The 23467-nt window shown below is 28.9% G+C and carries 19 protein-coding genes; 12 read left to right on the top strand and 7 right to left on the bottom strand.

The genetic code is table 11. From position 1 onward, the window contains the following. Positions 1–16: 16 nt before the first annotated feature. The 5 genes from Q0138_RS00185 to nudC form a co-directional block, all read right to left on the bottom strand. Positions 17–505, bottom strand: a complete 489-nt coding sequence (locus Q0138_RS00185; protein WP_297979249.1) for a flavodoxin — start codon at positions 503–505, stop codon at positions 17–19. A gap of 169 nt (positions 506–674) precedes the next feature. Continuing rightward, on the bottom strand, positions 675–1694 hold the full coding sequence (gene argC / locus Q0138_RS00180; protein ID WP_297979247.1) for an N-acetyl-gamma-glutamyl-phosphate reductase: 1020 nt from the start codon (positions 1692–1694) through the stop codon (positions 675–677). A 216-nt stretch (positions 1695–1910) separates the two neighbouring features. Continuing rightward, positions 1911–2363, bottom strand: a complete 453-nt coding sequence (locus Q0138_RS00175; protein WP_297979244.1) for an FAD synthase — start codon at positions 2361–2363, stop codon at positions 1911–1913. Between the two features lie 298 nt (positions 2364–2661). After that, positions 2662–3402, bottom strand: a complete 741-nt coding sequence (hisA, locus tag Q0138_RS00170; RefSeq protein ID WP_297979240.1) for a 1-(5-phosphoribosyl)-5-[(5-phosphoribosylamino)methylideneamino]imidazole-4-carboxamide isomerase — start codon at positions 3400–3402, stop codon at positions 2662–2664. A gap of 302 nt (positions 3403–3704) precedes the next feature. Next, entirely contained in the window at positions 3705–4562 is an 858-nt protein-coding gene (nudC, locus tag Q0138_RS00165; protein WP_297979237.1) for an NAD(+) diphosphatase, read from the bottom strand. Between the two features lie 217 nt (positions 4563–4779). On the opposite strand from nudC, the gene truA reads away from it, so the two are divergent. Both truA and Q0138_RS00155 read left to right on the top strand, forming a co-directional pair. Next, complete coding sequence (gene truA / locus Q0138_RS00160) at positions 4780–5658, top strand: tRNA pseudouridine(38-40) synthase TruA (protein ID WP_297979235.1); 879 nt, start codon at positions 4780–4782, stop codon at positions 5656–5658. A 1334-nt stretch (positions 5659–6992) separates the two neighbouring features. Beyond that, positions 6993–9896 (top strand): transglutaminase-like domain-containing protein, encoded by a 2904-nt coding sequence (locus tag Q0138_RS00155; protein ID WP_297979233.1) that lies wholly within the window; start codon positions 6993–6995, stop codon positions 9894–9896. Between the two features lie 227 nt (positions 9897–10123). Here the strand turns inward: Q0138_RS00155 and Q0138_RS00150 are convergent, their stop codons facing one another. After that, positions 10124–10801 (bottom strand): DUF447 domain-containing protein, encoded by a 678-nt coding sequence (locus tag Q0138_RS00150; protein ID WP_297979230.1) that lies wholly within the window; start codon positions 10799–10801, stop codon positions 10124–10126. Between the two features lie 220 nt (positions 10802–11021). On the opposite strand from Q0138_RS00150, the gene wecB reads away from it, so the two are divergent. The 6 genes from wecB (at position 11022) to Q0138_RS00120 (ending at position 17541) form a co-directional block, all read left to right on the top strand. Continuing rightward, positions 11022–12353: a non-hydrolyzing UDP-N-acetylglucosamine 2-epimerase gene (gene wecB / locus Q0138_RS00145; RefSeq protein ID WP_297979228.1), complete on the top strand. Its 1332-nt coding sequence runs from the start codon at positions 11022–11024 to the stop codon at positions 12351–12353. 128 nt (positions 12354–12481) lie between these two features. Beyond that, positions 12482–12877 carry a nuclear transport factor 2 family protein gene (locus Q0138_RS00140; RefSeq protein ID WP_297979225.1) on the top strand — a complete coding sequence of 132 codons (396 nt, stop codon included), beginning with the start codon at positions 12482–12484 and terminating at the stop codon, positions 12875–12877. A 76-nt stretch (positions 12878–12953) separates the two neighbouring features. Next, entirely contained in the window at positions 12954–14129 is a 1176-nt protein-coding gene (locus tag Q0138_RS00135) for an ATP-grasp domain-containing protein (protein WP_297979223.1), read from the top strand. Positions 14130–14463: 334 nt separating this feature from the next. After that, a complete protein-coding gene (locus Q0138_RS00130) occupies positions 14464–15486 on the top strand; it encodes a hydantoinase/oxoprolinase family protein (protein WP_297979221.1) in 1023 nt (340 codons plus the stop codon). Positions 15487–15657: 171 nt separating this feature from the next. Continuing rightward, positions 15658–16347 (top strand): hypothetical protein, encoded by a 690-nt coding sequence (locus Q0138_RS00125; RefSeq protein WP_297979219.1) that lies wholly within the window; start codon positions 15658–15660, stop codon positions 16345–16347. Between the two features lie 618 nt (positions 16348–16965). Next, complete coding sequence (locus Q0138_RS00120) at positions 16966–17541, top strand: CDP-2,3-bis-(O-geranylgeranyl)-sn-glycerol synthase (protein WP_297979217.1); 576 nt, start codon at positions 16966–16968, stop codon at positions 17539–17541. 78 nt (positions 17542–17619) lie between these two features. Here Q0138_RS00120 and Q0138_RS00115 read toward each other — a convergent pair whose 3' ends face one another. Then, complete coding sequence (locus tag Q0138_RS00115) at positions 17620–17916, bottom strand: hypothetical protein (RefSeq protein WP_297979215.1); 297 nt, start codon at positions 17914–17916, stop codon at positions 17620–17622. 366 nt (positions 17917–18282) lie between these two features. On the opposite strand from Q0138_RS00115, the gene tes reads away from it, so the two are divergent. The 4 genes from tes (at position 18283) to Q0138_RS00095 (ending at position 23331) form a co-directional block, all read left to right on the top strand. After that, positions 18283–19809: a tetraether lipid synthase Tes gene (tes, locus tag Q0138_RS00110; protein WP_297979212.1), complete on the top strand. Its 1527-nt coding sequence runs from the start codon at positions 18283–18285 to the stop codon at positions 19807–19809. Positions 19810–20554: 745 nt separating this feature from the next. Beyond that, positions 20555–21538 carry a beta-ribofuranosylaminobenzene 5'-phosphate synthase gene (locus Q0138_RS00105; protein WP_297979208.1) on the top strand — a complete coding sequence of 328 codons (984 nt, stop codon included), beginning with the start codon at positions 20555–20557 and terminating at the stop codon, positions 21536–21538. Between the two features lie 85 nt (positions 21539–21623). Beyond that, on the top strand, positions 21624–22109 hold the full coding sequence (gene hacB / locus Q0138_RS00100; protein WP_297979206.1) for a homoaconitase small subunit: 486 nt from the start codon (positions 21624–21626) through the stop codon (positions 22107–22109). A gap of 589 nt (positions 22110–22698) precedes the next feature. After that, entirely contained in the window at positions 22699–23331 is a 633-nt protein-coding gene (locus tag Q0138_RS00095; RefSeq protein ID WP_297979203.1) for an HVO_0476 family zinc finger protein, read from the top strand. The last annotated feature ends 136 nt before the right edge of the window (positions 23332–23467 follow it).

The following is a 23467-nucleotide window of genomic DNA, read 5'->3' as shown; positions in this document are numbered from 1 at the left end:
AGAATTATGATTTATATTAATATAAATCTAAATCTAGAACTAATAAGATTTGTTCGGTGTATTTTTGTAGTTCTTCCATGTCTTTGTCCTTGGTTTTTACTGTAAACTGTTGAACTACTCTGGCACCTCGTGCTCTAACTTTGTCTTCCATTTTTTGTAATGCTCCCTCTCCATTTGAACTGTTTGTTGTAGTAAATAGGACAATGTCCTTTCCAAAGAGATTGCAGTTGTCAATAATTGTATTTATTGCAGGAGCAGGATTATTTGACCATGTAGGAGTTCCAAAATAAATTGTGTCATATTCTTCAAGATTCAATGTTGGAGGATAAATTTCAGTTTTGCTTTCTCTAAAAGCATCAATTGCAGAACTGAATCTGTTTTTAAATCCGCTACGGTCTTTTAAGTCTTTTATTTGGCAGATGTCACATCTTAAATTAAGGGCTAATGTTTCTGCCACTCTTTGTGTTTTTCCCCCATCTGAAAAATATATTATTAAACGGTTCATCTTTAAACTCCTTTTTTATTATTTATTATAAATTGTTTTAATAAGTATATATATTTTGTTTTTTTGATATTTTTTTAAATGCTTTTGGTGTTTTGGGAGCTTTTGTTAAAATAAATTAGATTTTTAATCAATTAAATATTGATTAAAAATTCTTTTAATTCTTTTTTAATTATGGATGCATTCCATAAAAGTCCAATCCTGCTTTTTCATCAAAGCCGCACATGATGTTCATGTTGTGTATTGCCTGTCCTGATGCACCTTTAACCAAGTTGTCAATAGCTGAAACAATGACAAGTCTTCCGGTTTCATCAATTTCAAAGCAACCGATATGTGCATAATTGGATCCTCTTACACTGCTTAGGCGAGGAATTTCACTGATGTCCAAGATTTCAATAAATGGTTCGCCCTTATACTCTTTTTTGTAAAGCTCCAATACTTCCTCACTTGTGATATCCTCATTTTCACTGTTTAGGAGAACATGGTTAGTTGTAAGGATTCCTCTGTTTACAGGTACGAGATGTGGTGTAAATGAAATTCTAACATCTGAAAATGCACCAAGTTCCTGTTGGATTTCAGGCATATGTCTGTGTGCAGTTACCTTATAAGGGTTTACATTGTCTCCAATATTTGGATAATGTGTTGTTGTACTCGGATTTACTCCAGCTCCACTTACTCCAGTTTTTGAATCAACAATCATTCTGTCTGCAAGTTTTGCCTTGGATGCAGGAATGCCTGATAGGATTGCACCGGTTACAAAGCATCCTGGGTTTGCAATCAAGTTTGCCTTTTTGATTTCTTCCCTATGGATTTCAGGAAGTCCGTAAACACCTTCAATGTCATTTTCATGTTTAAGGCCATACCATTTTTCATAAACTTCAATGTCATTGAATCTGTAGTCTCCACTTAAGTCAATTACCTTTGCTCCAGTTTCAAGAAGTTCTGGAACTATTTTCATTGAAGCTCCATGTGGAGTTGCTGTAAATATTATGTCTGCATCAATTTCTCCAGGTTTTTTATTTGTGAATGCAAGTCCTGTTCCTCTAATGTGTGGGTGGACTTTTTCAAAGGGAGTACCTTCATATTGTCTTGAAGTAATGTCTGTTATTTCCACTTCCGGATGTTTTGAAAGTAATCTTACAAGTTCTCCTCCTGTGTATCCACTTGCTCCTACAATTGCTACATTTACCATTGTTTAACCTCAATTTAATTCTATAATTTCTCTTTATTTTTAATAATAATTATTAATTGATTTCTTTTTGTTATTTGGATAATTTTAATTAGATTTTTCTTTACATGAAATTACATGTAAACTTAACCTAATTAAATTATTTCACTATTTTTTTAAATTGGTTTTAGCCATTTTTTTTTAATGGATTCAAGCATAATAATCCATTTTAAAAATTATTTATTTGCAATCCAAGTTTTTGCTTTTTAAATCAGTTTCCTGAATTCTTTTAATTATCTTGCAGGAACTGTCCAATTTTGCATTTCTATAAACATCCACTCTTTTTGCAGTAGCCTTGATTCCTCTTTTGTCCAGTTGTTCCTGTAATTTTGTAACGCTATGTCCTTGATCTGCACCGATAGCAATAATGTCCGGTTTGATTTCCTCTACAATTTTAAACATATCCCCTTCATATCCAAGATATGCTTCATCAACAGGTTTTAAATATTTTATCATTTCTAAACGCTGATTTTCGTCAATAACAGGAATTCTCTTGTTTTTAATAACTGTTGAATCTTTAGCTATTACAACTGCAAGGACTGCATCTTCTCCCCCTAATTCCTTTGCCTTTTCAAGATAGACTCCATGTCCCGGATGTAATAAATCAAATGTTCCTGTTGCCATTACTTTCATATTTCGTTCTCCTCTTTTTAAATTAGGAAATATAAATTCATTAGTATGATTTTAATTATTTTAATAAAAAATTCAATTTTAAATTTTAATTTTAATCATATATCTATGATTTTATTTTTAATTTTTAATTTTTAATTTAATTTTAATCAAAAATTTAATTTAAAATTTTAATTTTTAATTTTTAATCAAAAATTCTTATTCTAAATTTTAAATTTTAATTTTAATCAAAAGTTTAATTTCAAATTTTAATTTTTAATTTTTAATCATGTATTTATTATTTTATTTAAATGCAGTTATTTTATTCAATATTTTGGTATTTCAAGGCGTCTTTGAGCTTTATCTTGTCCTTGTATAATGCTGAACCGATTACAACACCTTTAGCTCCAGTTGTCTGTAATTGTTTTAAATCATCAAGACTTGTAATTCCTCCAGAGTAAACAACTGGGATATTTACTGAATTCACCAATTCAACTACCGGATTTACATAAAATCCTCCAAGCAATCCTTCAACATCTACATTTGTAAATAAAATGCTTCCCGCTCCAAGTTCTTCAAATTCCTTACTTATTTCAGTTGCAGATTTGTCTATTTTTTCTTGCCAACCTTTAATTACAACCTTATTGTCCTTACTGTCAAGGGAAATCATTATTCTTTCAGATCCATATTCCTCTGCAAGTTGGGAGATTACTTGAGGTTGCTTGATTCCCATAGTTCCTATAATTAATCTGTCAATATCTAAGTTTAACAATTCTTCAGCATATTCAATGCTTCTGATTCCTCCGCCAAGTTGGATAGGAACTGAAACTTCATTTAAAATCTTTTTAATGGTTTCTATATTTGTTACACTTTCAAGGGCACCGTCAAGGTCAATTACATGAACCACTTCAGCACCTTCATCTTCCCATTTTTTTGCAACCTTTTCAGGATTTTCAATAATTACCTGTTCACTTCCAGGTTTTCCTTGAACAAGCTGTACACATTTGCCATTTTTTATATCTACAGCAGGCATAATTAACATTTTATTATCTTGAAATGACATTTAAACACCTAAATACTATTATTTGGTTTTATAATTTAATTTAATTAAATTTTATTTATTTTAATTTAATTTTATTTAATTTTTTCTGATGAAAAGTTTATTTTATTTTATTTTTTTTTAATTTAATTTTTTTCTGAAGAAAATTGTATTTTATTTTTTTTATTTAATTTTTTGATAAAAATAATATTAACTCAAATAATTTCTTTTCCATATTAATTTTATTTTAATAAATTAATATATCTATTGATTAGATTTGTTTTGAAAAATTTATTTTCTTTTTATTGTTAATTTAGTAAAAAATTTTAGAAATTTTCAATAAAATTTCTTAACAGTTTGGAAAATATGGAAATATTTGATTCAGGCAGTTCAATCTCTTCCTTAGACATCCATTTTGCCTTGACTATCTCATTTCCATCAACATTAATTTCTCCGGATTTGTATTTGCATATGCATCCAATCATCAAGGAGTTTGGAAATGGCCAGGATTGGCTTCCAAAGTATTCAATATCCTCTACTTCAATTCCTACCTCTTCCTTAATTTCCCTTTGAACAGCTTCCTCTATGGTTTCCCCAGCTTCTAAAAATCCTGCAATTAGAGAATACCTGTTATGTTCATGATAGGAATGCTTTGCCATTAAAAGCTTATTTTCAATATTTCCTTTTTCATCTCGCTCTTGCTTGATGATTGTGGTAATGATTGCAGGGCAAATCCTTGTAAAACTCATAAATCCACATTCTGGACAGACTTTTGCCCTTTCAATTTCTGAAGTGTAGGTTTTAGAGCCGCATCTGCCGCAGTATTGGTGTGTATTTTCCCAATCCAATACCTGGATTGCCCTTCCTGCAAGATAGTAGATTTCCTCATTGATGTCAAAAAGCTCATATAATTCGACAAAGTCAAAATTGTCCTTATTTTCCCAGTTTTCCAATTCTACAACATAGGAATCTTTTAAATAGAATTCTCCTAAATAAATATTGTTTTTAATATTATTATTTGGGATTCCCAATTCATCCAAACCTTTAATTAGGGGGATTTGATTGTTTAAAAGCAGAAGTTTTCGCTCATCAAAGATAAAATAATATTTCTCTGCAGTGTTTTTAATTTCAGAATCTATTTTATAGTTTTGATAAAGGCTAACAGATTCCTTTTCATTATGCATATTTTCCATAGTTAATATTTTGTTATTGTATAATATAAATTTTAAATATTTTTAAAATGTTTTTTAAAATTTTAATTTTTCCGGATTGATTTTACTAAAATATTTAAGTTTTTAATTACTAAATTTATATTAACAACTCCAAAATAATTAAATTTATAATAAAATTTTATTGGCTAATTTAATCATTTTTTTTTTAAACGAATTAAATTGTGATTTTATGAAACGAACTGCTTTAAAAATTGCTTATATTGGGACTAATTTTCATGGATTTCAAAGACAGCCTGATGTAAGGACCGTTGAGGAGGAATTGATTTATCATCTAAGGAAATTGGAGTATATAGATGATTTGAAAAGTTCACGTTTTCGTATAGCCGGCAGAACCGATGCAGGTGTTCACAGTTTGGGAAATGTAATCAGTTTTCAAAGTGAAAAGGAAGTTCGCATAAACCAGATTAATAACAGCTTACCTGATGACATTCAAATCATTGGATGGGCTCCTGTAAGATTTGGTTTCAAGCCTAGATATGCTCAAATGCGTTGGTATCGTTATATTCTTTTTGAGCAAAACTTGGATATGGATCTTTTAAGACAAACTGCCGAATTATTTAAGGGAACCCATAATTTCACTAATTTTACAAAAAGAAAGCAAAAGACAACTGTTCGAACAATTGAGGATATAGTCATCAGCGCCCCTGCAATAAATGAGGATGATAAAAACAGTAAAAATGATTATGCTCATTTGAATAAGTCTTATAGTCCTATTTTTGTTGATATTTATGGTGAAAGCTTCCTGTGGAATATGGTTCGTAAGATGATGAGAGTCTTTTTGGATGTAAATTATGGAAAGCTCTCACTGGATGATGTAATGAAATTATTGGATCCATCAGATGATGAACCAAGAGCATATATAAAGGTTGTTGAACCTGAAAACCTGATTTTGATGGATATTGAATATGATGGAATTCGCTTCCGCTATGATGATTATGCATGTGAAAGATTTAGAAGAAATCTTGTGGATAGTTTATTTGATTTGCAAAGAACTTATTCGGTTACTGAGTCTATGTTGAAAAGTTTTGAAGACTTAACAGAAGATTAAACTATTTTCAGCTATTTTTTTATTACATGTAATTACATGTAATTGGATTTTTTTACATGTTTTTGTAAATTTTATTAATTTTTCTAATTTTTTAATAAAATTATTTTTTAGATTTTTATTATTCCCTTGATTTTTTTTATCTAATTTTTTTGTCTGAATTTTTATTTTTTTTATCCAAAATCTTTAGATTAATTTTTATTTTTTTATCTAAAATCTTTAGATTAATTTTTATTTTTTTTTATCCAAAATCTTTAGATTAATTTTTATTTTTTTTATCCAAAATCTTAGATTAATTTTCTATGGAATACTATGGAACGCTATTGAAAATAAATCCTCTTCTTATCAATATTATTATAATTTTAATATCAATCTTATTATGATTTTAACTCAATTTTTTATTATATATTTTAATTAAATTTTAATAATAAAATTATATAAAAAATAAAGTTTTTATATTTAATAAATAAAGTTTTTATATTTAATAAAATAGTATTATATAATTTATTAAAATGCTTAATTTTTTAAACAGGTTTTTAATTTTTGTTTAATTCTTATTTAACTTTTATTTATCAATTTAAACATTTTAGTTTGTAGTCTTATTAATCAATTTTAGATTTATTAAAATTTAATATTTTTATTTCAATTATCAAAAAGTCTTTATTATTCTATTTGAATAAAAATACTTAATTTTAGTTTATATTTGATATTATTGGCTTTTATTTATTCATATTTTTAATAAATAGTTTTATTTTTGTCTTATTTTATCTAATAAACTATTATTCTATTGTTTTTAATTTAATTTGCAATAAATCTTTTATTTCTTTTTTAATTCTATATTTTTTATTATTTTTTACTTTAAATTATTTTATTATTTTTATTTAACTTTTTATCTTATTTTTATTGTTTAATTTTGTTTTCAACTCTTTTTAGGCATTTAATTTTTAATTTTTCATGGAAAAGATTTATATATTATTAAATCTTATATTTTATCAACATTAAAAAAGATTTATGAGCTTTTTAGGCAAAATAAGTCCTAAAATGATATTTTTTCTTAATTTTTCTTTAAAAAAATTTAAAGAAAATTTCATTATTTCATTTAATTTTTTAATTAATTTTAATTAATTTTAATTAATTTTAATTTTTTTTAGTTGACTTTAATTAGAATTCTTAAATGTTTTTTTTAATAATTTTAGTTTTTTTTAAGTTGGCTTTAATTAGAATTCTTAAAAATGTTTTTTAATATAAATTTTCTTTTTACTTTTTTAATGTATTGAGGTGAAAAAATTTCAATTAAAAATTCTACGTTGCTTTTAGTAATGGTTGCATTGATTTTTATGTTAATGGCTTCCGTTTCTGCAAGTGACGTCAGTGACATGTCAGATTTAGCTTTGGATAATCAATCTGGCAATTTAAGTTTAGAGGATTCCAATTTGGAAATAAATGCTGGTGGAGAAGAGAATCTTTCTAAGGATATTTCTGATTCTAGGATATTGGCTGATTCAGGTTCTAGTTCTAATTCAAGTTTAGATTCCAGTTCAGGTTCTAGTTCTAATTCTAGTTCAGGTTCTAGTTCTAATTCTAGTTCAGGTTCTAGTTCTTCAAGTGATTCTTTAGCTGCTAAGAATGAAACTGCACTAGTCAGTTCAAGTTCCAAAGTAAGTTACGGAAATTCTTTTAATGTCACTTTAATGGATAAAAACACAAATTCATCATTATCAAACAAGAGTTTAACATTAACTTTTAATAATAAGACTTATGCAAAGACCACAGATGAAACTGGTCAAGTCTATTTTATTATGAATAGGAAGGCTGGAAATTACAGTATTTCTGTTTCATTTGATGGTGATGATTCATACGAAAATGTGTCTGAGTCATTTTCATTCACTGTTGTAAAGGCTGCAACAGCAATATCAAATTCTGGCAGTTCTGTAGTTAAGGGCAAATCATATTCCCTTAGCTTAAAGGATGCTGGAGGCAATGTGTTGGCAAATAAGACAGTTTCCATTGTCTATGGTGGTAAGACCTATAAGAAAACTACTAATGCAAAGGGTGTTGTTAGTTTAAAAATCAGTTCAGCTGTCGGAAAAACTTATAAGATGACTTATAAGTTTGCAGGAGATAATTATTATGCTGCAAGTTCAGGCTCTGTAAGCATCAAGGTCAAGTTAGGAACTTCATTGACAGCTTCAGCTTCCAGTGTTATTAAGGGTAAAGCTTATTCTGTTAGATTGAAGGATGCTAATAAAAAAGCATTGGCTTCTAAAAAGATTGTCTTTACTTTCAATGGAAAAAGCTATAATAAGACAACAAATTCAAAAGGTATTGCAAGCTTAAAAATCAATGCTGATGCAAACAATACCTATAACTTGTCATGTTCCTATGCAGGCAGTTCCTATTATGGCTCTTCTTCCTCTGGAATAGTTTCCCTATTTGTAAAGATTCCAACAAGCCTTTCAAATTCAGGCAGTTCTATTGTTAAGGGGAAGGTTTACTCCCTAAGCCTTAAGGACAATAAGGGCAGTGTCCTGTCAAATAAGACGGTTTCCATTGTTTATAGAGGTAAGACCTATAAGAAAACTACTAATGCAAAGGGTATTGCAGGCATAACTATCAATTCCGCTGCAGGAAAAAGCTATAAGATAAGCTATAAGTTTGCAGGAGATAGCCTATATGGTGCAAGTTCAGGCTCTGCAAGCATCAAGGTTAAGTTAGGAACCTCCTTGACAGGCTCATCATCAAGCATTGTTGCAGGAAAGACATATTCCGTTAGATTGAAGGATGCAAATAAAAAAGCATTGGCTTCTAAAAAGATTGTCTTTACTTTCAATGGAAAAACCTATAATAAGACAACAAATTCAAAGGGTCTTGCAAGCTTAAAGATCAACCCTTCCAAAGCGGGCACATACAGTTTTTCATATAAGTATGGAGGCAGTTCCTATTATGGTTCATCATCTTCCGGAAATCTTAATTTAACCGTAAGATTATCCAGTAAATTTAGCAATTCCGGAACTTCCATAATGAATGGAAGCGATTATTCCATTAGCCTAACTGATGGCAGTGGAAATCCATTGGGGTCTAAAAATATTACAGTGACATTTAATGGAAAAACTTATAATGAAACTACCAATTCTAGCGGTGCTGTAAGCTTTAATGTAAATGTAACTAGTCCAAAATCCTATAATTTGACCTATAAGTTTGCAGGAGACAGTGAATATGCTTCCGCATCAGGATCTCTTAGTTTGAATGTAAAATCCGATAAGGTATTTTCAATCAGTCAAATAATATCTGCTGCAACAAGCCTTAGAACTTATGTTGAAAAGAATGCAAGGGTTCCAGCAACTGTTTCAGTAAATGGGGTTAAAGTCAATTTAAGCGGTTTCTCTTATTTGATGGCAAAGGCATTAATCAGTATTAATTCAAATAAGACTTCCGGATATATTGGACTTATAAACATTAGTTCAAACTATTCAAATAATGGAAGCAAGTCCATAAATGGTAATTTATATAAGGCAAACTACACTTTGCTTGCTAAGAATTTAATCTCTTATGCTGATGAGAATAATGAGATTCCTAATTATATAAATACCAGTTTAGGTTTACTTTCACCAAATCTTTATACATTTGGGCTTTCTAAGGCATTGCAATATTATGGTGCAAAAAAGGTATTGCCAAGTTATTTGATTCTTTCAAGCAGTGACTTCAGTGATGCAAATGTGACTAAAAAGGGTAATCTAAGCCAGTATATGTCTGGTTTAAATCAGATTGCTTCCTTAAGCAGTTCGGAGCTTGCAAAATATTTGGAAAGTTCAGGGCATGATGCTGTTACAACTGCAATCAAGAATTTGGCCATTAGTCTGACTGCCGGTAAGACCAGCACTTGGTCAAAGGCTCTTGCAATATTCAATTATGTAAGGGATAATATTTCCTACAGTTATTATGCAAACAGTCAGAAGGGAGCTGCAAAGACCTTAAGTACAAAATCTGGAAACTGTTGTGACAAATCCAATTTGATTGTTGCTCTCTGCAGGGCAGCAAATATTACTGCAAGATTTTCACATGGTAAGGGATGTACCTTCTCAAGTGGTTTGGTCACTGGACATGTATGGGCTCAAATTTATATTGGCGGAATTTGGTACTCTGCTGACGCTACAAGTTCCAGAAACAGTTTGGGAAACATTAAGAATTGGAACATAAATTCATTCAGTAACTTAAAGCAGTATGATCATTTACCATTTTAGAAAAATTAAAAAGGATTAATCATAGAACTCTTCTATGATTTTTTTATTTTTTTTTAAAATTAGTTTTTATTCTTTTAAATTTATTTCTTTTTTTAATATTTTTTATTCTTTTAAATTTACTTATTTTAATGATTTTAGTAAGGATTAAAGTTTATTATTATTTTAAATCTTTTATTCAAGATTAAACTTTATTATTTATTTCATGATTAAACTTTTTTTTAATGATTTTATTCAAGATCAAATCTTTCTCTCATTTTATCTAATATGATTTTCATGGATTTCTTTTCAGATTCATTTCCAACCCTTTGGCTAAGTCTATTTAACTCTAAAATATGTTCCCAGATTTCCTTTTGCTTCTTTTTATATTTTCCATCAAATCTGCAATAGTAAATAAGGCTTTCAATTACTGCATTCTGGGCTCTGTTTATCGGTTCTATTGACTCCGGTTTTCTAAAGTAAATGTCATTGACTTCTGCAGTCACTACATGGCCTATGCCATTATTGAAGTCATTTTCTCTTTTTGTTTCATTTACTTTAATTACATGCCCCTTGAAAAATCCCAGATTGTCTTTGATTATTGGAAATTCATTGTATTTACTAAAATATTCATCTTCCAGTTTTCCAATTGTAGAATATGTAAAAATTAGGGGGTCTTTGCATATATTTACAATAAACTCTCCATTTTCCAAAATGTTTCTTTGGGTATTTTTACAATTGTTTAGATAAATTACAATATGGCTTGAATCCTTACATACGACTCCAATTGCTGCAGCATTCTTTTCTAATTCCTTGTTTTGGCTTGTTACAATCGTTTCATACAATTGTCCCTTATGGAAATTTAATGAATTTAAGTCATTTGCCTTAAAATACTCTTTTTCATTAATTATTAAGTCAGGATTTTTCATAGTATCTGTATTTTTTTAATTTTTTTCTTTTAAAAATAGTTAATTTTTTTATATATTCCTTCTTTCTTTTAAAACTAGTTTATAGTTTATATTAAACAAAAGTATATATTAAATATATATTTTAAAAAGTATAAAAATTAAAATAGTGTATGAATTTTATAATTTTTTTCAACTAAGTAATATTTTATATTGATTATTTTATGAAAAGGGATGTTTTAATATGAAAATAGCTATTGTATTGGGAACCCGGCCTGAAATTATTAAAATGGCTTCTGTTATGGATGAGATTGAAAAAAGAGGTCATGAGCTTTTATTGATTCATACAGGTCAGCATTATGATAAGGAGATGTCTGAGAATTTCTTCATAGACTTAAAATTACCTACGCCAAATTACAATATTCATGTAGGTTCCGGCTCTCATGGTAGGCAAACCGGCAAGATGATGGAAGGGATTGAAGAGGTTCTTCTCAATGAAAAACCAGACATATTACTTGTTCAAGGTGATACCAATGCTGTATTGGCTGGCGCTCTTGTTGCAAGTAAATTACATATTCCTGTTGGTCATGTTGAAGCAGGTCTTCGTTCATTTGATGAAACAATGCCTGAAGAGATTAACAGATTGGCTGCAGACATCTGTTCAAAGTTATATTTTGTTCCAACAGAAGAATCTGCCATAAATCTTGCAATGGAAGGCATTTCAAGAAAGAGAATCTTCATTACAGGCAATACTGTTGTTGATGCCTGCTTTAGAAACCTTGAAATTTCAAGATCCCGTGATAAGTCTGATTATGATAAGTCTCTTGCAGACTTGGATATTGACAATATGGATAATATTGTTGCCTTGACAATGCATAGGGCTGAAACCGTTGATGATAAGGATAGATTAACCAATATCATTGAGGCTTTGGAGGAATTGGATGATGTGAATATTATTTTCCCTATACATCCAAGAACTAAAAAGACAATGGAAAACTTTGGTCTATTTGACAGGTTGAATGGCTTGAATCATGTTCACATCATCAAGCCTGTTGGCTATTTGGACTTTTTGCTCCTTATCTCCAAATCAAGCTTTATCCTAACAGATTCCGGAGGTCTTCAGGAAGAGGCAATAACCCTTGATGTCCCTGCACTTACCTTAAGGTATAACACTGAACGTCCGGAAACCGTTGCTGCCGGGGGAAACATTCTTGTAGGTTCAGATAAACATGTGATTTTGGAAAATGCAAGAAAAATCCTTGATGATAAGGACTTTGCAAGAAGTATGAAAGAGGCTAAAAATCCTTATGGTATGGGAAATGCTGCAGAACTTATGGTAAAAATCATTGAGGATGCAGATAAGAACGACACCCTTAAGATGATTGCTCCAGATGAGCTCATGTCAAGTTTCACACGTCATATGAAAGTCATTGATGAAGACATTAGTGTTTTGGAATTTGAAAATAAGAACAATTCTCTTGTAAAAATAGTTTTTGAGAAAGAGGAGATTAGATTCCCCTATGATGACTTGAATTTAAATGGTTTAACTGTAATTTATGAGGATTATAATAATTAGGTTTTAACTATTTTGAATAATAATCATTTGTTTATGAGGATATGAAAATTAGGCTTTTAAGTTTTTTGATATGATGCTCATTTTTTTATGAGAATGGATATTTAATTTAATTTTTCTATAGGGGTAATATGAATAATTTAGTTAAGCTAATTTCAGATAAAAAATTTTCTTTTAGAGAGGAAAAGGTTCTTGATAGGTTTAAGGAACTCCAGCTTGCCATGATTGAAAAGGATGAGGAAAAACTAAATGAGATTATTTCGGATGATTATCATTTGACTCATATGAGTGGCAGAAGACAAAATAAGGAAGATTTCATTGAAGAGATAATGGATGGAACCTTGAATTATTATGAATCAATTATCAATTTTCCTGAAATTATAATTAACTCAAACAATGCAATTCTTATTGCAGATGTGACTTTAAATGCTAAGGTTTATGGTTCTAAAGGGGTATGGACCTTAAATACAAAGGCATATTTTGAAAAGAAAGATAATGAATGGTATTTTGCTGAATGGGAAAATTAATAAATTTTTGCTTATTTGGTAAATTGTTTTATAAGTTTAATTTTATTATGAATTATTTAATTGGGATAGTGTTAAAATGTCAGATTTAAAAAATGTTAATCAGGATTCTATATTGATATTTGAATATTTTACTTCTTCTGGAGTGACTGATTTGTCTATTGTTTCAGAAGCTGAAGAAATAATAAGGTCTCTTGCAATCGAATTAAGGGATAAGGACATTTATGTATTGGTTTCAAAGGAATTTGAAGATTTATTTGATGATTTGGATTTTGATGTAAAGACCATTGTTATAGGTGAAAGCCTTGAAGGATGGTTGGAAAATAATGCAGAAATCTTTTCAAAGGCTATGTTTGTAGCTTCTGAGGCTAATATGGATATTTATAACTTTACTAAAATATTGGAATCTAAAAATGTAAGTGTATATGGTTCCGATTCATATTCTGTAAAGCTCTGCAGTGACAAGTATGAAATCTTTGATTATCTGGGTCGCAGGGTAAGGCAACCTATGACTTTCAACATTCTTTTAAATAGTAAAACCTATTGGAAAAGGGCTATTCAAATCTTTTTTGACACTATCAATGGAGATTATGGAGACAGTCAATCTGATTCAGTTCCAATTATGCAAAAACCTAGGGACATTCCAGTTCTGGATAATTCTGATAGGGAAATTGAAAAGGAACATAAGTTAATTGCAAAGCCACGTTTTGGTGTGGATTGTGAAAACATTAAGTTAATATCTTCCAAATTGGATATTGATGAATTGGAAAACATTTATGATGATGGCTCCAGATTTGTGATTCAGGAATTTATTGAAGGAGATGTCTGCAGTGTCAGTTTAATAAGTGACGGCAAGACTGCAGTTCCAATCAGCTTGAATAAGCAGGTTATTGAAATCACTGATGAAGGGGGAAAGTATGTTGGAGGTTGCACTCCATATGAAAATCCATTTAAGAATCAGGCATTTGAACTTGCAAAGAAAGCTTGTGAATTTATTCCCGGTTTGAAAGGTTTTATTGGTGTGGATTTAATTATAACTGAAGAAGGAGAAGTTTATCTTATTGAAATCAATTCCAGATTCACAACTTCCTATGTAGGTCTTCAAAAGATAGCTGATTTCAATATAGCATCTTCAATCATAGATCTTTTGGATGGAAATATGGATGTTGAAGAGCTTGAAAGGAATATTTCCTATAATTCCAAGGTACATTTCCTAAAGGATGAAAATGGAATTTTAGACATTAATATTGAATAGTTTTATTCTTTGGATTTGTTTTTGGTAATTTTAATTGATTTGAATGGTTTTATTCTTTGGATTTGTTTTTGGTAATTTTAATTGATTTGAATGGTTTTTTGTTTATTTGATATTGGAAATACAAAAAGATATTTATAAGAAATAACTAAATTTATTTATTTGAATTATTAATTTTTTATTTTAAATTATTAATTTATTTTTTAATTTTTAATAATCTTTTATTTTAAATTTTTAATTTATTTTAAATTTTTAATTTATTTTTTAATTTTTAATAATTTTTTATTTTAAATTTTTAATCAATGTTTTAATTTTTAATTATTTACTGTGTGATATAATGAAAGTAGCAGGTTTTGATATTGGTGGTGCAAACACTGATTTGGCAATTATAGAATTTGAAAATGGTGAAATTAAGGATATTCAGACTGATTTCGAGTATCTCCCTATGTGGTCTTCCAATGATAAGTTGGGAGTAACCCTAATCGACTTGATAGAAAAATTATGCCCTATTGATGAGATTGATGCTGTTGGGATTTCAATGACTGCTGAATTGGTTGATGCCTTTGAAACTAAAACAGAAGGTGTTATAGACATAGCCACCACTTGTGAAAACTTATTTGATTGTCCTGTTGCATACATTGGACTTGAAAAGGTGCTTTCCCTAGAGGAACTTATTGAAAATCCCCTGAATGTTGCAGCTGCAAATTGGATTGCAACCTCTAAAATCGTTGCAGAAATTGATAAGAATTGTATTTTTGTTGATACAGGAAGTACAACAACAGATATTATTCCAATCAAGGATGGAAAGGAATGTGCTAAGGGCAGAACCGATTTTGAAAGATCCGTTACCGGCGAACTTGTTTACACTGGAACATTGAGAACAAATCTTACCAGTTTTCTTGATTCAATTCCACTTAATGGAAATGATTATAGGGTAGCTTCTGAATTGTTTGCTATAACTGCAGACGTTTATAATGTTTTGGATTTGATTGAGGATAGGGATTATGTCTGTGCTACCTGTGATGGTGCAGGTAAATCTAAGGAAGAATCTGCTAGAAGAATTTCAAGAGTTGTTTGTGCAGATTTGGATATTCTATCCTATGATGAAGTTGTTGAAATGGCTGATTATATCCACAAAAAACAAGTTGAACAAATTGCTGCAGGTCTTAAGGAAGTCTCTGAACGTGAAAACCTTGATAAGGTAATTGTTACAGGTTTAGGTAAGGATATTTTATGTGCTGAAGCTGCAAAACTCTTAGGTTTGGAAGTTCAGTCAATGGGAGACTTTTATAGTGATGACGAATGTACAGTAGCTCCAGCTATTGGTACAGCTTTAATGATGAAAGATTATATGATTTAAGTCAAATTTTTTAATTTAAATATTTTTTTAATTTAAATATTTTTTTAATTTAAATATTTTTTATTTTTTTATTAATTTTGGTTTGGTATTTGGAGTTTTTATTAATATTTTTTTATTTTTTTATTAATTTGGAATCTAATTTAGAGTTTTTATAACTTGTAAAGTGGTTTTATGGGAAAGAAAGCGAAAATAATTCTTATTGTCTTGGTTGTTCTTGCTCTTTTAGTATTTTCAGTTTTTTTATATTCTGAAGGGTCCAGTGAGCTAATAGGAGAAAATAACCTGGGGTCAGTTACGAAGATAAGTTTTTGTCATACCAATAATGCTTCAGTAAAGATTGGAGTGGTTTCAGGAATGCATTCCAGGGAATTAAACCATAAGTTTGTTCTTCCTCTGGTTTGTCAATTGTTTGCTTTCACCCATCCTGATGTTGAGATTATCAGTTATAGGGTTAATGTAACGGACCATCCTGAAGATTTCACTAAGGGTCGTGCCAATGGAGAATCCCTTGTTCATGATTATGTGGTGAAAGATGTTAAAAAAGAGGATTTGGATTTGGTCATCATCGGTCATGATCATGAGCCTGGCTATGGTGAAGGATATTATATAGCTACTCCTACAATGGATAAGGCTTCAGTTAAATTGGCTAAAAAAGTTTCCAAGGACATAGGATTTAATTATTATCAGAGAAATGCTTCCCAACCTAGTAAAAGTACTTCCATTGCAGCAGTTGACACTCCTATAGTTAAAACTGGTTCAAGGGTTTTTGTTTATGAAATTCCTGAAGTTGATGGTAAGGTAAATGCATTTAAACAATCTTATAGTCTAATTGAAGACTCTTATATTAGATTGGCTAGTTAATTTTTTCTTTTCATCAATGTTCTTGGTTTAGATTGGCTAGTTAAGTTTTTTTCTTTTTATCAATGTTCTTGGTTTAGATTGGCTAGTTAAGTTTTTTTCTTTTCATGAATGCTTTTTGCTTAGTTTGATTGAAAGTTTTTTCTTTTCATGAAGATTTTTATAGTTTTCATGAAATTTTATTATTTTTTCATGTAATTATTTTTTAAATATTTTTTCTTATTTTTAATTTTAATCATTATATTAAGCTTATTTTTAAATTTAAGGTCTTATATTACTATTATTTTTAAAATTATAATTGATTTTCCATTAGTTTTATTTTTATTCTTTCAATGAACTTTTAATATATTTTTAATTAATTTTTCTTTTTTTATTTTTTAAAATAATTTTTAAAATTTTTTAAAATTTTTTTAATTAGGGATTATATTTATTAACAATTAAAAATATAAGATTAAATAGGATATTAAATTAAATAATTATTAAAACAGTTTTTAAAAATTTTAAATTTTAAATTTTCAATTGTCAAATTTTTATATTTTTAATTTTTTAATTTTTAATTTTTAATTTTAGCATATTTTTATAGTATTTTTTCTATTTAATTTTAATTTTTTGAGGTAAATAATGGAATCACAAGTTTTAAATTTAGTCATTTCTATTTTCGGTGCAGTGTATTTCATGTTGCCTGCATATGTATCCAATCTTAGCGGTCTTGCATTTGGAGGGGGAGCTCCTATTGATGGCGGAAAGGATTTCTCTGATGGTAGCAGACTTATTGGAAATGGCGTAACATGGAAAGGATTTTACAGTGGAACTGTACTTGGAACAATTGTCGGTGGGATATTAGGCCTTATTGGTTCATTCTATGGAGATTTAAGTGTTTTAACCGGTGGAATTATTAATATTCACGTTTATGAAAGTGTATTGGGCGGTTTGGTTCTAGGTTTCCTTATGGCATTCGGTGCATTATTCGGTGATGCTGTAGGCAGTTTCCTAAAAAGAAGAATGGGGCTTAAAAGCGGAGAGCCTGCTCCAATCATGGATCAATTGGATTTTGTAATTGGGGCATTGATTTTAAGTTTTATCTTTGTTCAAATCAGTTGGCACTTCTTTATAATTATTTGTATCCTAACAATTATACTTCATATAGGATCTAATTCTATTGCATACTTGCTTGGAATTAAGGACGTTTGGTATTAATTAATTTTAATTAAAATCAAACTATTTTTCTTTTTTTAAATGCTATTTTTATCAGTTTAATTTTTTTATTTTTTTTATTTAGTCATCAAAAATGTCTACAAGGGGTTTTTGTTCATCTGTTTTAACAATTGGAGTTTCTTCTCTTCTTTTTCCATCTTTGTCTCGTTTTTTAAATCTCCAACCGTATTCCTTCAATTCCTTTTCCCCAACATTATATTTGTAAGCAACATAACGAAGTCCATGTTCTTCCACTTCTTTTTGAACATCTTCCGGATCATTAAATTCTATCGCTTTAATCTGTTCGTATTCTTCAAGAATTTTTAATATTCTATTGTTAGGGATATTATTTAATTTAATCCATTCACTTAATTCCATTTTAAACCCTCAAATAGTTTTTAATTATTTTTTATTTATATATGAACTATACTATAATGTTTTTGTTTATTTGTTCTATTTTTATCAGTTTTTTCATGTATTTTAAGAAATTTTTTATTTTCATTCACAATTTTTAATGGATTTTTCTGATTTTCAATCAATCAATCAATTTAAATATGATAAAATTATTATAATTAATAAGTGATTGATATTAAATTTAAATATTATGAAAAATAAATAAAGTACATTAATAAATTATATGCTATATAATATTTATATAAATTAATTCAGAATTTATTCTAAAAGACTAATTTATTTTATGCTTAACTGATTATATTGTTTGTACAGATTGTATGAGGTGATTTTATGTTTATTAAAAATACAACCAGTTTATGTCCAACATGCCTTAAACCTTTAGAAGCTGAGGTCTATGAAGAGGATGGCAGGGTTTGGATTAAAAAAGAATGCCCTGAACATGGGGAATTTAATAATACTTATTGGAGTGATGCAGAATTATACGGTAGAGTGGACCAATATGATTCAATTACTCAAGATTTGGAAAATCCTATGGTGGAAAAGGTTGCAAAATGTCCTCAAAATTGTGGAATTTGTTCAGAACATGAATCTTTTACAGTTTTAGGATTGATTGATGTAACAAACAGATGTAACCTAAAATGCCCTATCTGTTTTGCAAATGCAGCTGTTTCCAAACAATTGTTCGAACCTACTCAAGATGAGATTCGTCAAATGCTTAGAAACTTGAGGAATGAAAAGCCTGTTCCTGCTCCAGCTATCCAATATGCTGGTGGTGAGCCTACCGTTCGTAAAGACTTGCCTGACTTGATTAGAATGGCTAAGGAAGAAGGATTTTCACATACTCAAATTGCAACCAATGGTATTAGGATTGCTAAAAAGGATGGTTATGCTCAAGAATTAAAGGATGCCGGTTTGAATACAGTTTATCTTCAGTTTGATGGTGTTACAGAAGAACCTTACTTGGTTGCAAGAAATAAGAATTTATTGGATGTCAAGCTGGAAGCCATTGAAAAATGTAGGAAGGCAGGTTTAGGTATTGTGCTTGTGCCTACTGTGGTTAAGGGTGTTAACGACCAGCAAGTGGGAGACATCGTTAGATTGGCTATTGAAAATATTGATATCGTTCACGGTGTAAACTTCCAACCGGTTTCATTCTCTGGAAGAACTCCATCAGATCAGGTGGAGGAGCAAAGAATTACCATTCCGGACTTCTTGCATTTGATTGAGGAACAAACCGACGGTCAAATTTCAAAGGATGATTTCTATTCAGCCACATCAGTTCAACCTGTTTCAGAGTTCATTGGTGCATTGCAGGGACAAGTTGCTCCTGCAACATTAAACTGCCACCAACACTGTGGTTCAGCTACCTATATCTTTATGGAAGAAGACAATATCATTCCTGTCACAAGATTTATTGATGTGGACGGATTCTTGGCTTTCTTGCAAAGATACACTGAAAAGATAGAAAACGGTTCATTTGCTATTAAACCTAGAATTTTAGCAAGTGCAGTTAAAAACATTCCTAAATTGATTAATGAAGAGGAATCTCCTAAAGGATTGAACATGAAAAAGATTTTGATTGACATCTTTAAGAATCAATCTTATGAGTCATTAGGTGAATTCCACACCAATTCCTTACTCATATCATGTATGCACTTTATGGATCCATTTAACTTTGATACTGATAGGGTAAAAGATTGTGTTATTCATTATGCAGTACCTGATGGAAGAGTTATTCCATTCTGTACAATGAATTCAATTTATAGGCAAGCTATTGAGGATGAGTTTTCAGTCCCATTAAATCAGAAAATGACTGAATTTAATGACAAGACTGGAGAAGAGGATGAAGACGAATAGTTTTCTCTTCTAATTTTTTACTCTTTTTTAAGTTTTTATCTTTTTTTAATCTTCTTTTATTCTTTTTTTAATCTTCTTTTATTCTTTTTTTAATTTATAATCTTTTTTTACTCTTTTTTTACTCTTTTTTTACTCTTTTTTACTCTTTTTTATTCTTTTTTTATTCTTTTTTTAACTTATAATCTTTTTTTATCTTTTTACTCATTTTTTATTCTTTTTAGACTTTTTTATTAATTTACTTTTTTTCTTAATTGTCTTTTACTATAATTTAAACTATTTTTTTTAAATTGTTTTTTAAAATATTATACAGTTTTCAATTTTTTTAATAATTTTTTAATATTTTTATGATTATTTTTATTATTTTGGACTTTTTTTAGACTTTTTTATAATATTTTCACTTAAATCATTAAAAAAATCTTTAATTGTCTTAAAATTTTTCAATAAGTTTAAATAGTTAAATCTATAAATTATTAATTTTATTTAATAATTAAATTAATAAATTGGGTTAAATATGATGAAATTTTTAAATTTAATTCATTTTATTTTGTTTATTTAATTTTCATTGAATTAAAATACTTATTAATTTTTTATATTAAATTCATTTAATTTTTTTATTATTTTTGGATGTTGAAAACTATTATTTTAATTTTCATTTGAGATTGATGTTCAATTGATATTAAAGAGAATTATTATTGATTGAGGTTCAATAGAGAATTAAAATAGGTATTATTAAGGTCGTGAAATTATGATTATTAGAGCACCTTCCAGATTACATATGACTCTTATTGACATGAATGGATCATATAAGAGGATTGATGGCGGTGTAGGTCTTGCACTTAGTGACCCACAATTTGTTTTAGAAAGTGAAGAAACTAATGAAAAAGGTTTTACTTTAGAATTTGCTGATAGTGTTGCTGAAGATTCTAAGGAAGAATGTATTATAAAGATTCCTGAAGCAGCTGAACTTATTGCAAAGGCTTGCAATATTGAATCAGGCTTCCATTTTAAAGTTCTGGAAGCTTACCCTCCTCATTCAGGATTAGGTTCCGGAACCCAGATTGCTGTGGCAACAGCTCATTTAATGACTGAAACCATGGGTCTTAAATTTAACAGTAGAGAATTAAGTACCATGGTTGGAAGAGGCGGAACCTCAGGAATTGGAACTTTTGCCCATGAATTCGGTGGTTTAATTGTTGATGGGGGACACAGTTTAGAGGAAAAACCTGGATTTTTACCTTCTTCTGCATCTACTGCAAAACCTCCTGCTTTAGTTGCCAGATATGAATTCCCTGAAGAGTGGAATATTCTTTTGGCAATTCCTGAAGTTGAGGAACATGTTTATGATGATCAGGAAGTAAACGTTTTCCAAACCTATTGCCCTATTCCAAAAACTGAAGTTGAACAGGTTTCACACTTGGTTTTAATGAATTTAATTCCGTTTCTGGTTGAAAAGGACATTAAAAACTTCGGTTGGGCGATTTCCCAACTTCAAAATGTTGGTTTTAATAAACTTGAACACAGTCTTGATTCCAGTTTCCTACCTACAATGAAGGCTATTGAAGATGCTGGAGCTTATGGTGTAGGTATCAGTTCATTTGGACCTACCTTATACACAGTCTTTGATGATGAAAATAAGGACATTGTTAAGGCAGCTGCAGATATTATAGGTGACGAATCTCGTGTTAAAGTTACTAAAGCACAAAATCATGGATTTGTTATTGAAAAATAATTTTTAATTATTTTTTATTATTCCTTATTATTTTTATTTTAAAAACTTGAGTTTTATTAATTATTTTATAGATGTAGTGAATACTATGGCTGAAATTAGAGGAAAAGTATGGAATTTTGGAGATAATATCGATACTGATGTTATCATTCCTGGAAGATATTTAAGAACATTTGATCCTAAGGAACTTGCAGAACATGTTCTCGAAGGTGAAAGGGCAGATTTCACTCACAATGTTCAGCAGGGTGATGTGATTCTTGCCGGTGAAAACTTTGGCTGCGGTTCTTCAAGGGAACAGGCACCTGTAGCTATCAAGGCATCAGGTGTAGATGTTATCATTGCAAAATCATTTGCACGCATCTTTTATAGAAATGCAATCAACATTGGTTTGCCGGTAGTTGTTGCAGATATTGAAGCTGATGATGGAGATATTGTTTCAGTGGATCTGGAAAGGGGAATTATTCATAATGAAACTACTGATGTCATTGTTGAATTCCAAGCTTTTAAAGAATTTATGGTAAATATACTGTCTGATGGTGGTCTAGTTAATCATTATATTAAAAGTAAGGAATAAGTTTCATTAAATTAATTTTCTATTTAATTAAATGAATACTTGTATTATTTTTCTATTGTTTATTTAATTAAAATTTTAATTAAAATTATATCTTAGATTTGATTTTCAAATTCCTTTTTTTCAAGAGGTTTTGTTAATATTTATCTTTGACTTGATTTTTAAATTCCTTTTTTTTAAGAGGTATTTATTAATTGATTTTTGATTTGATTTTAATTTTTTTCAAGATTGACTTTTTTATTTTTTTCAATATTTTTTAGAACTTTTTTTATTAATTTCATTTTAATCATAAGATTTATAATAAACTAATTCTATAATAAATATGATAATTAAATTTACTTCTTTTAATTAAGTTTTGAATTGGATTTTAAAAATTTAATTTTTTTAATTTAAAGTTTTTAATTTAAAGTTTTTAATTTAAAGTTTTTAATTTAAAGTTTTTAATTAAAGTTTTTAATTCAAATGTTTTTATATTCAGTTAGACTTTAAATTTAAACTAAAAATTAAAAAAAATGATTTAATTTGAAATTTAATGTTTTTTTAATATTTATTAAAGATTTTTATCGAATTAAAAGTTATGTGAGGTGAGAAAATGGTTTGTCCTGTTTGTGGAAGTGATGAAGCAGTTGTATTGAAAAATAAGGTTATTAATGCAAAATCCAAGGATATTCGTGAATTGTTGTTGAAATGTGATGACTGCGGATCTGTATATAAGGAAACAATCACTCAAGAAAAACCAAAACCATTTAGATTGATTATTAGTGAACATGAAAATACTCATAAGATATTTATTGATTTATTCCCTGATGAAGAACTTCATGTTGGGGATTACCTTATGTCCGAATTGGGTAAGGTTAAGATTACTTCATTGGAACTTGATGATGAAAAGAGAGTTGATAAAACTATTGCTAGGGATATAAGAACCATTTGGGCTTCTTCTGAAGAGATTCCTGCACGTTTTGGAGTTTCAATTGACTTGCATGGAAAGGTTGCTTCCTTTAAATGTGAAACAGAACGTGACTTTAAGATTTCCGTTGATGACATTATCAAGATAGACAAGTATATTGCAAGAGTTCATGTAATTAAAACGGAAGAAAGAAAAACAACTAAAGGTTTTGCAAGAGCTAAGGTTATTAAAAGAGTTTATGCCAAACCGGTTAAATTCAATAGATTTGATTATGATTTAAGTGATTTTATTGTTTCATTTAAACCATTGAATAAATAATTTCCTTTAGATTATAAATTAAATTTTTATAATAATTTTTATTTTTAAAATTTTAATTTTTTATTAGTTTAAATTAGTTTTAATTAGTTTTAATTAGTTTTAATTAGTTTTAATTAGTTTTAATTAGTTTTAATTA

This window comes from uncultured Methanobrevibacter sp. (genome assembly GCF_937906425.1).
Lineage (GTDB): Archaea > Methanobacteriota > Methanobacteria > Methanobacteriales > Methanobacteriaceae > Methanobrevibacter.
This window is presented reverse-complemented; position numbering and strand designations above follow the sequence as displayed.

What these genes read in the sequence shown, in the direction of transcription:
- Q0138_RS00185 (WP_297979249.1), bottom strand. Translation starts at nt 505, where the DNA reads ATGAACCGTTTAATAATATATTTTTCAGATGGGGGAAAAACACAAAGA.
- argC (WP_297979247.1), bottom strand. Translation starts at nt 1,694, where the DNA reads ATGGTAAATGTAGCAATTGTAGGAGCAAGTGGATACACAGGAGGAGAA.
- Q0138_RS00175 (WP_297979244.1), bottom strand. Translation starts at nt 2,363, where the DNA reads ATGAAAGTAATGGCAACAGGAACATTTGATTTATTACATCCGGGACAT.
- hisA (WP_297979240.1), bottom strand. Translation starts at nt 3,402, where the DNA reads ATGTCATTTCAAGATAATAAAATGTTAATTATGCCTGCTGTAGATATA.
- nudC (WP_297979237.1), bottom strand. Translation starts at nt 4,562, where the DNA reads ATGCATAATGAAAAGGAATCTGTTAGCCTTTATCAAAACTATAAAATA.
- truA (WP_297979235.1), top strand. Translation starts at nt 4,780, where the DNA reads ATGAAACGAACTGCTTTAAAAATTGCTTATATTGGGACTAATTTTCAT.
- Q0138_RS00155 (WP_297979233.1), top strand. Translation starts at nt 6,993, where the DNA reads ATGTTAATGGCTTCCGTTTCTGCAAGTGACGTCAGTGACATGTCAGAT.
- Q0138_RS00150 (WP_297979230.1), bottom strand. Translation starts at nt 10,801, where the DNA reads ATGAAAAATCCTGACTTAATAATTAATGAAAAAGAGTATTTTAAGGCA.
- wecB (WP_297979228.1), top strand. Translation starts at nt 11,022, where the DNA reads ATGAAAATAGCTATTGTATTGGGAACCCGGCCTGAAATTATTAAAATG.
- Q0138_RS00140 (WP_297979225.1), top strand. Translation starts at nt 12,482, where the DNA reads ATGAATAATTTAGTTAAGCTAATTTCAGATAAAAAATTTTCTTTTAGA.
- Q0138_RS00135 (WP_297979223.1), top strand. Translation starts at nt 12,954, where the DNA reads ATGTCAGATTTAAAAAATGTTAATCAGGATTCTATATTGATATTTGAA.
- Q0138_RS00130 (WP_297979221.1), top strand. Translation starts at nt 14,464, where the DNA reads ATGAAAGTAGCAGGTTTTGATATTGGTGGTGCAAACACTGATTTGGCA.
- Q0138_RS00125 (WP_297979219.1), top strand. Translation starts at nt 15,658, where the DNA reads ATGGGAAAGAAAGCGAAAATAATTCTTATTGTCTTGGTTGTTCTTGCT.
- Q0138_RS00120 (WP_297979217.1), top strand. Translation starts at nt 16,966, where the DNA reads ATGGAATCACAAGTTTTAAATTTAGTCATTTCTATTTTCGGTGCAGTG.
- Q0138_RS00115 (WP_297979215.1), bottom strand. Translation starts at nt 17,916, where the DNA reads ATGGAATTAAGTGAATGGATTAAATTAAATAATATCCCTAACAATAGA.
- tes (WP_297979212.1), top strand. Translation starts at nt 18,283, where the DNA reads ATGTTTATTAAAAATACAACCAGTTTATGTCCAACATGCCTTAAACCT.
- Q0138_RS00105 (WP_297979208.1), top strand. Translation starts at nt 20,555, where the DNA reads ATGATTATTAGAGCACCTTCCAGATTACATATGACTCTTATTGACATG.
- hacB (WP_297979206.1), top strand. Translation starts at nt 21,624, where the DNA reads ATGGCTGAAATTAGAGGAAAAGTATGGAATTTTGGAGATAATATCGAT.
- Q0138_RS00095 (WP_297979203.1), top strand. Translation starts at nt 22,699, where the DNA reads ATGGTTTGTCCTGTTTGTGGAAGTGATGAAGCAGTTGTATTGAAAAAT.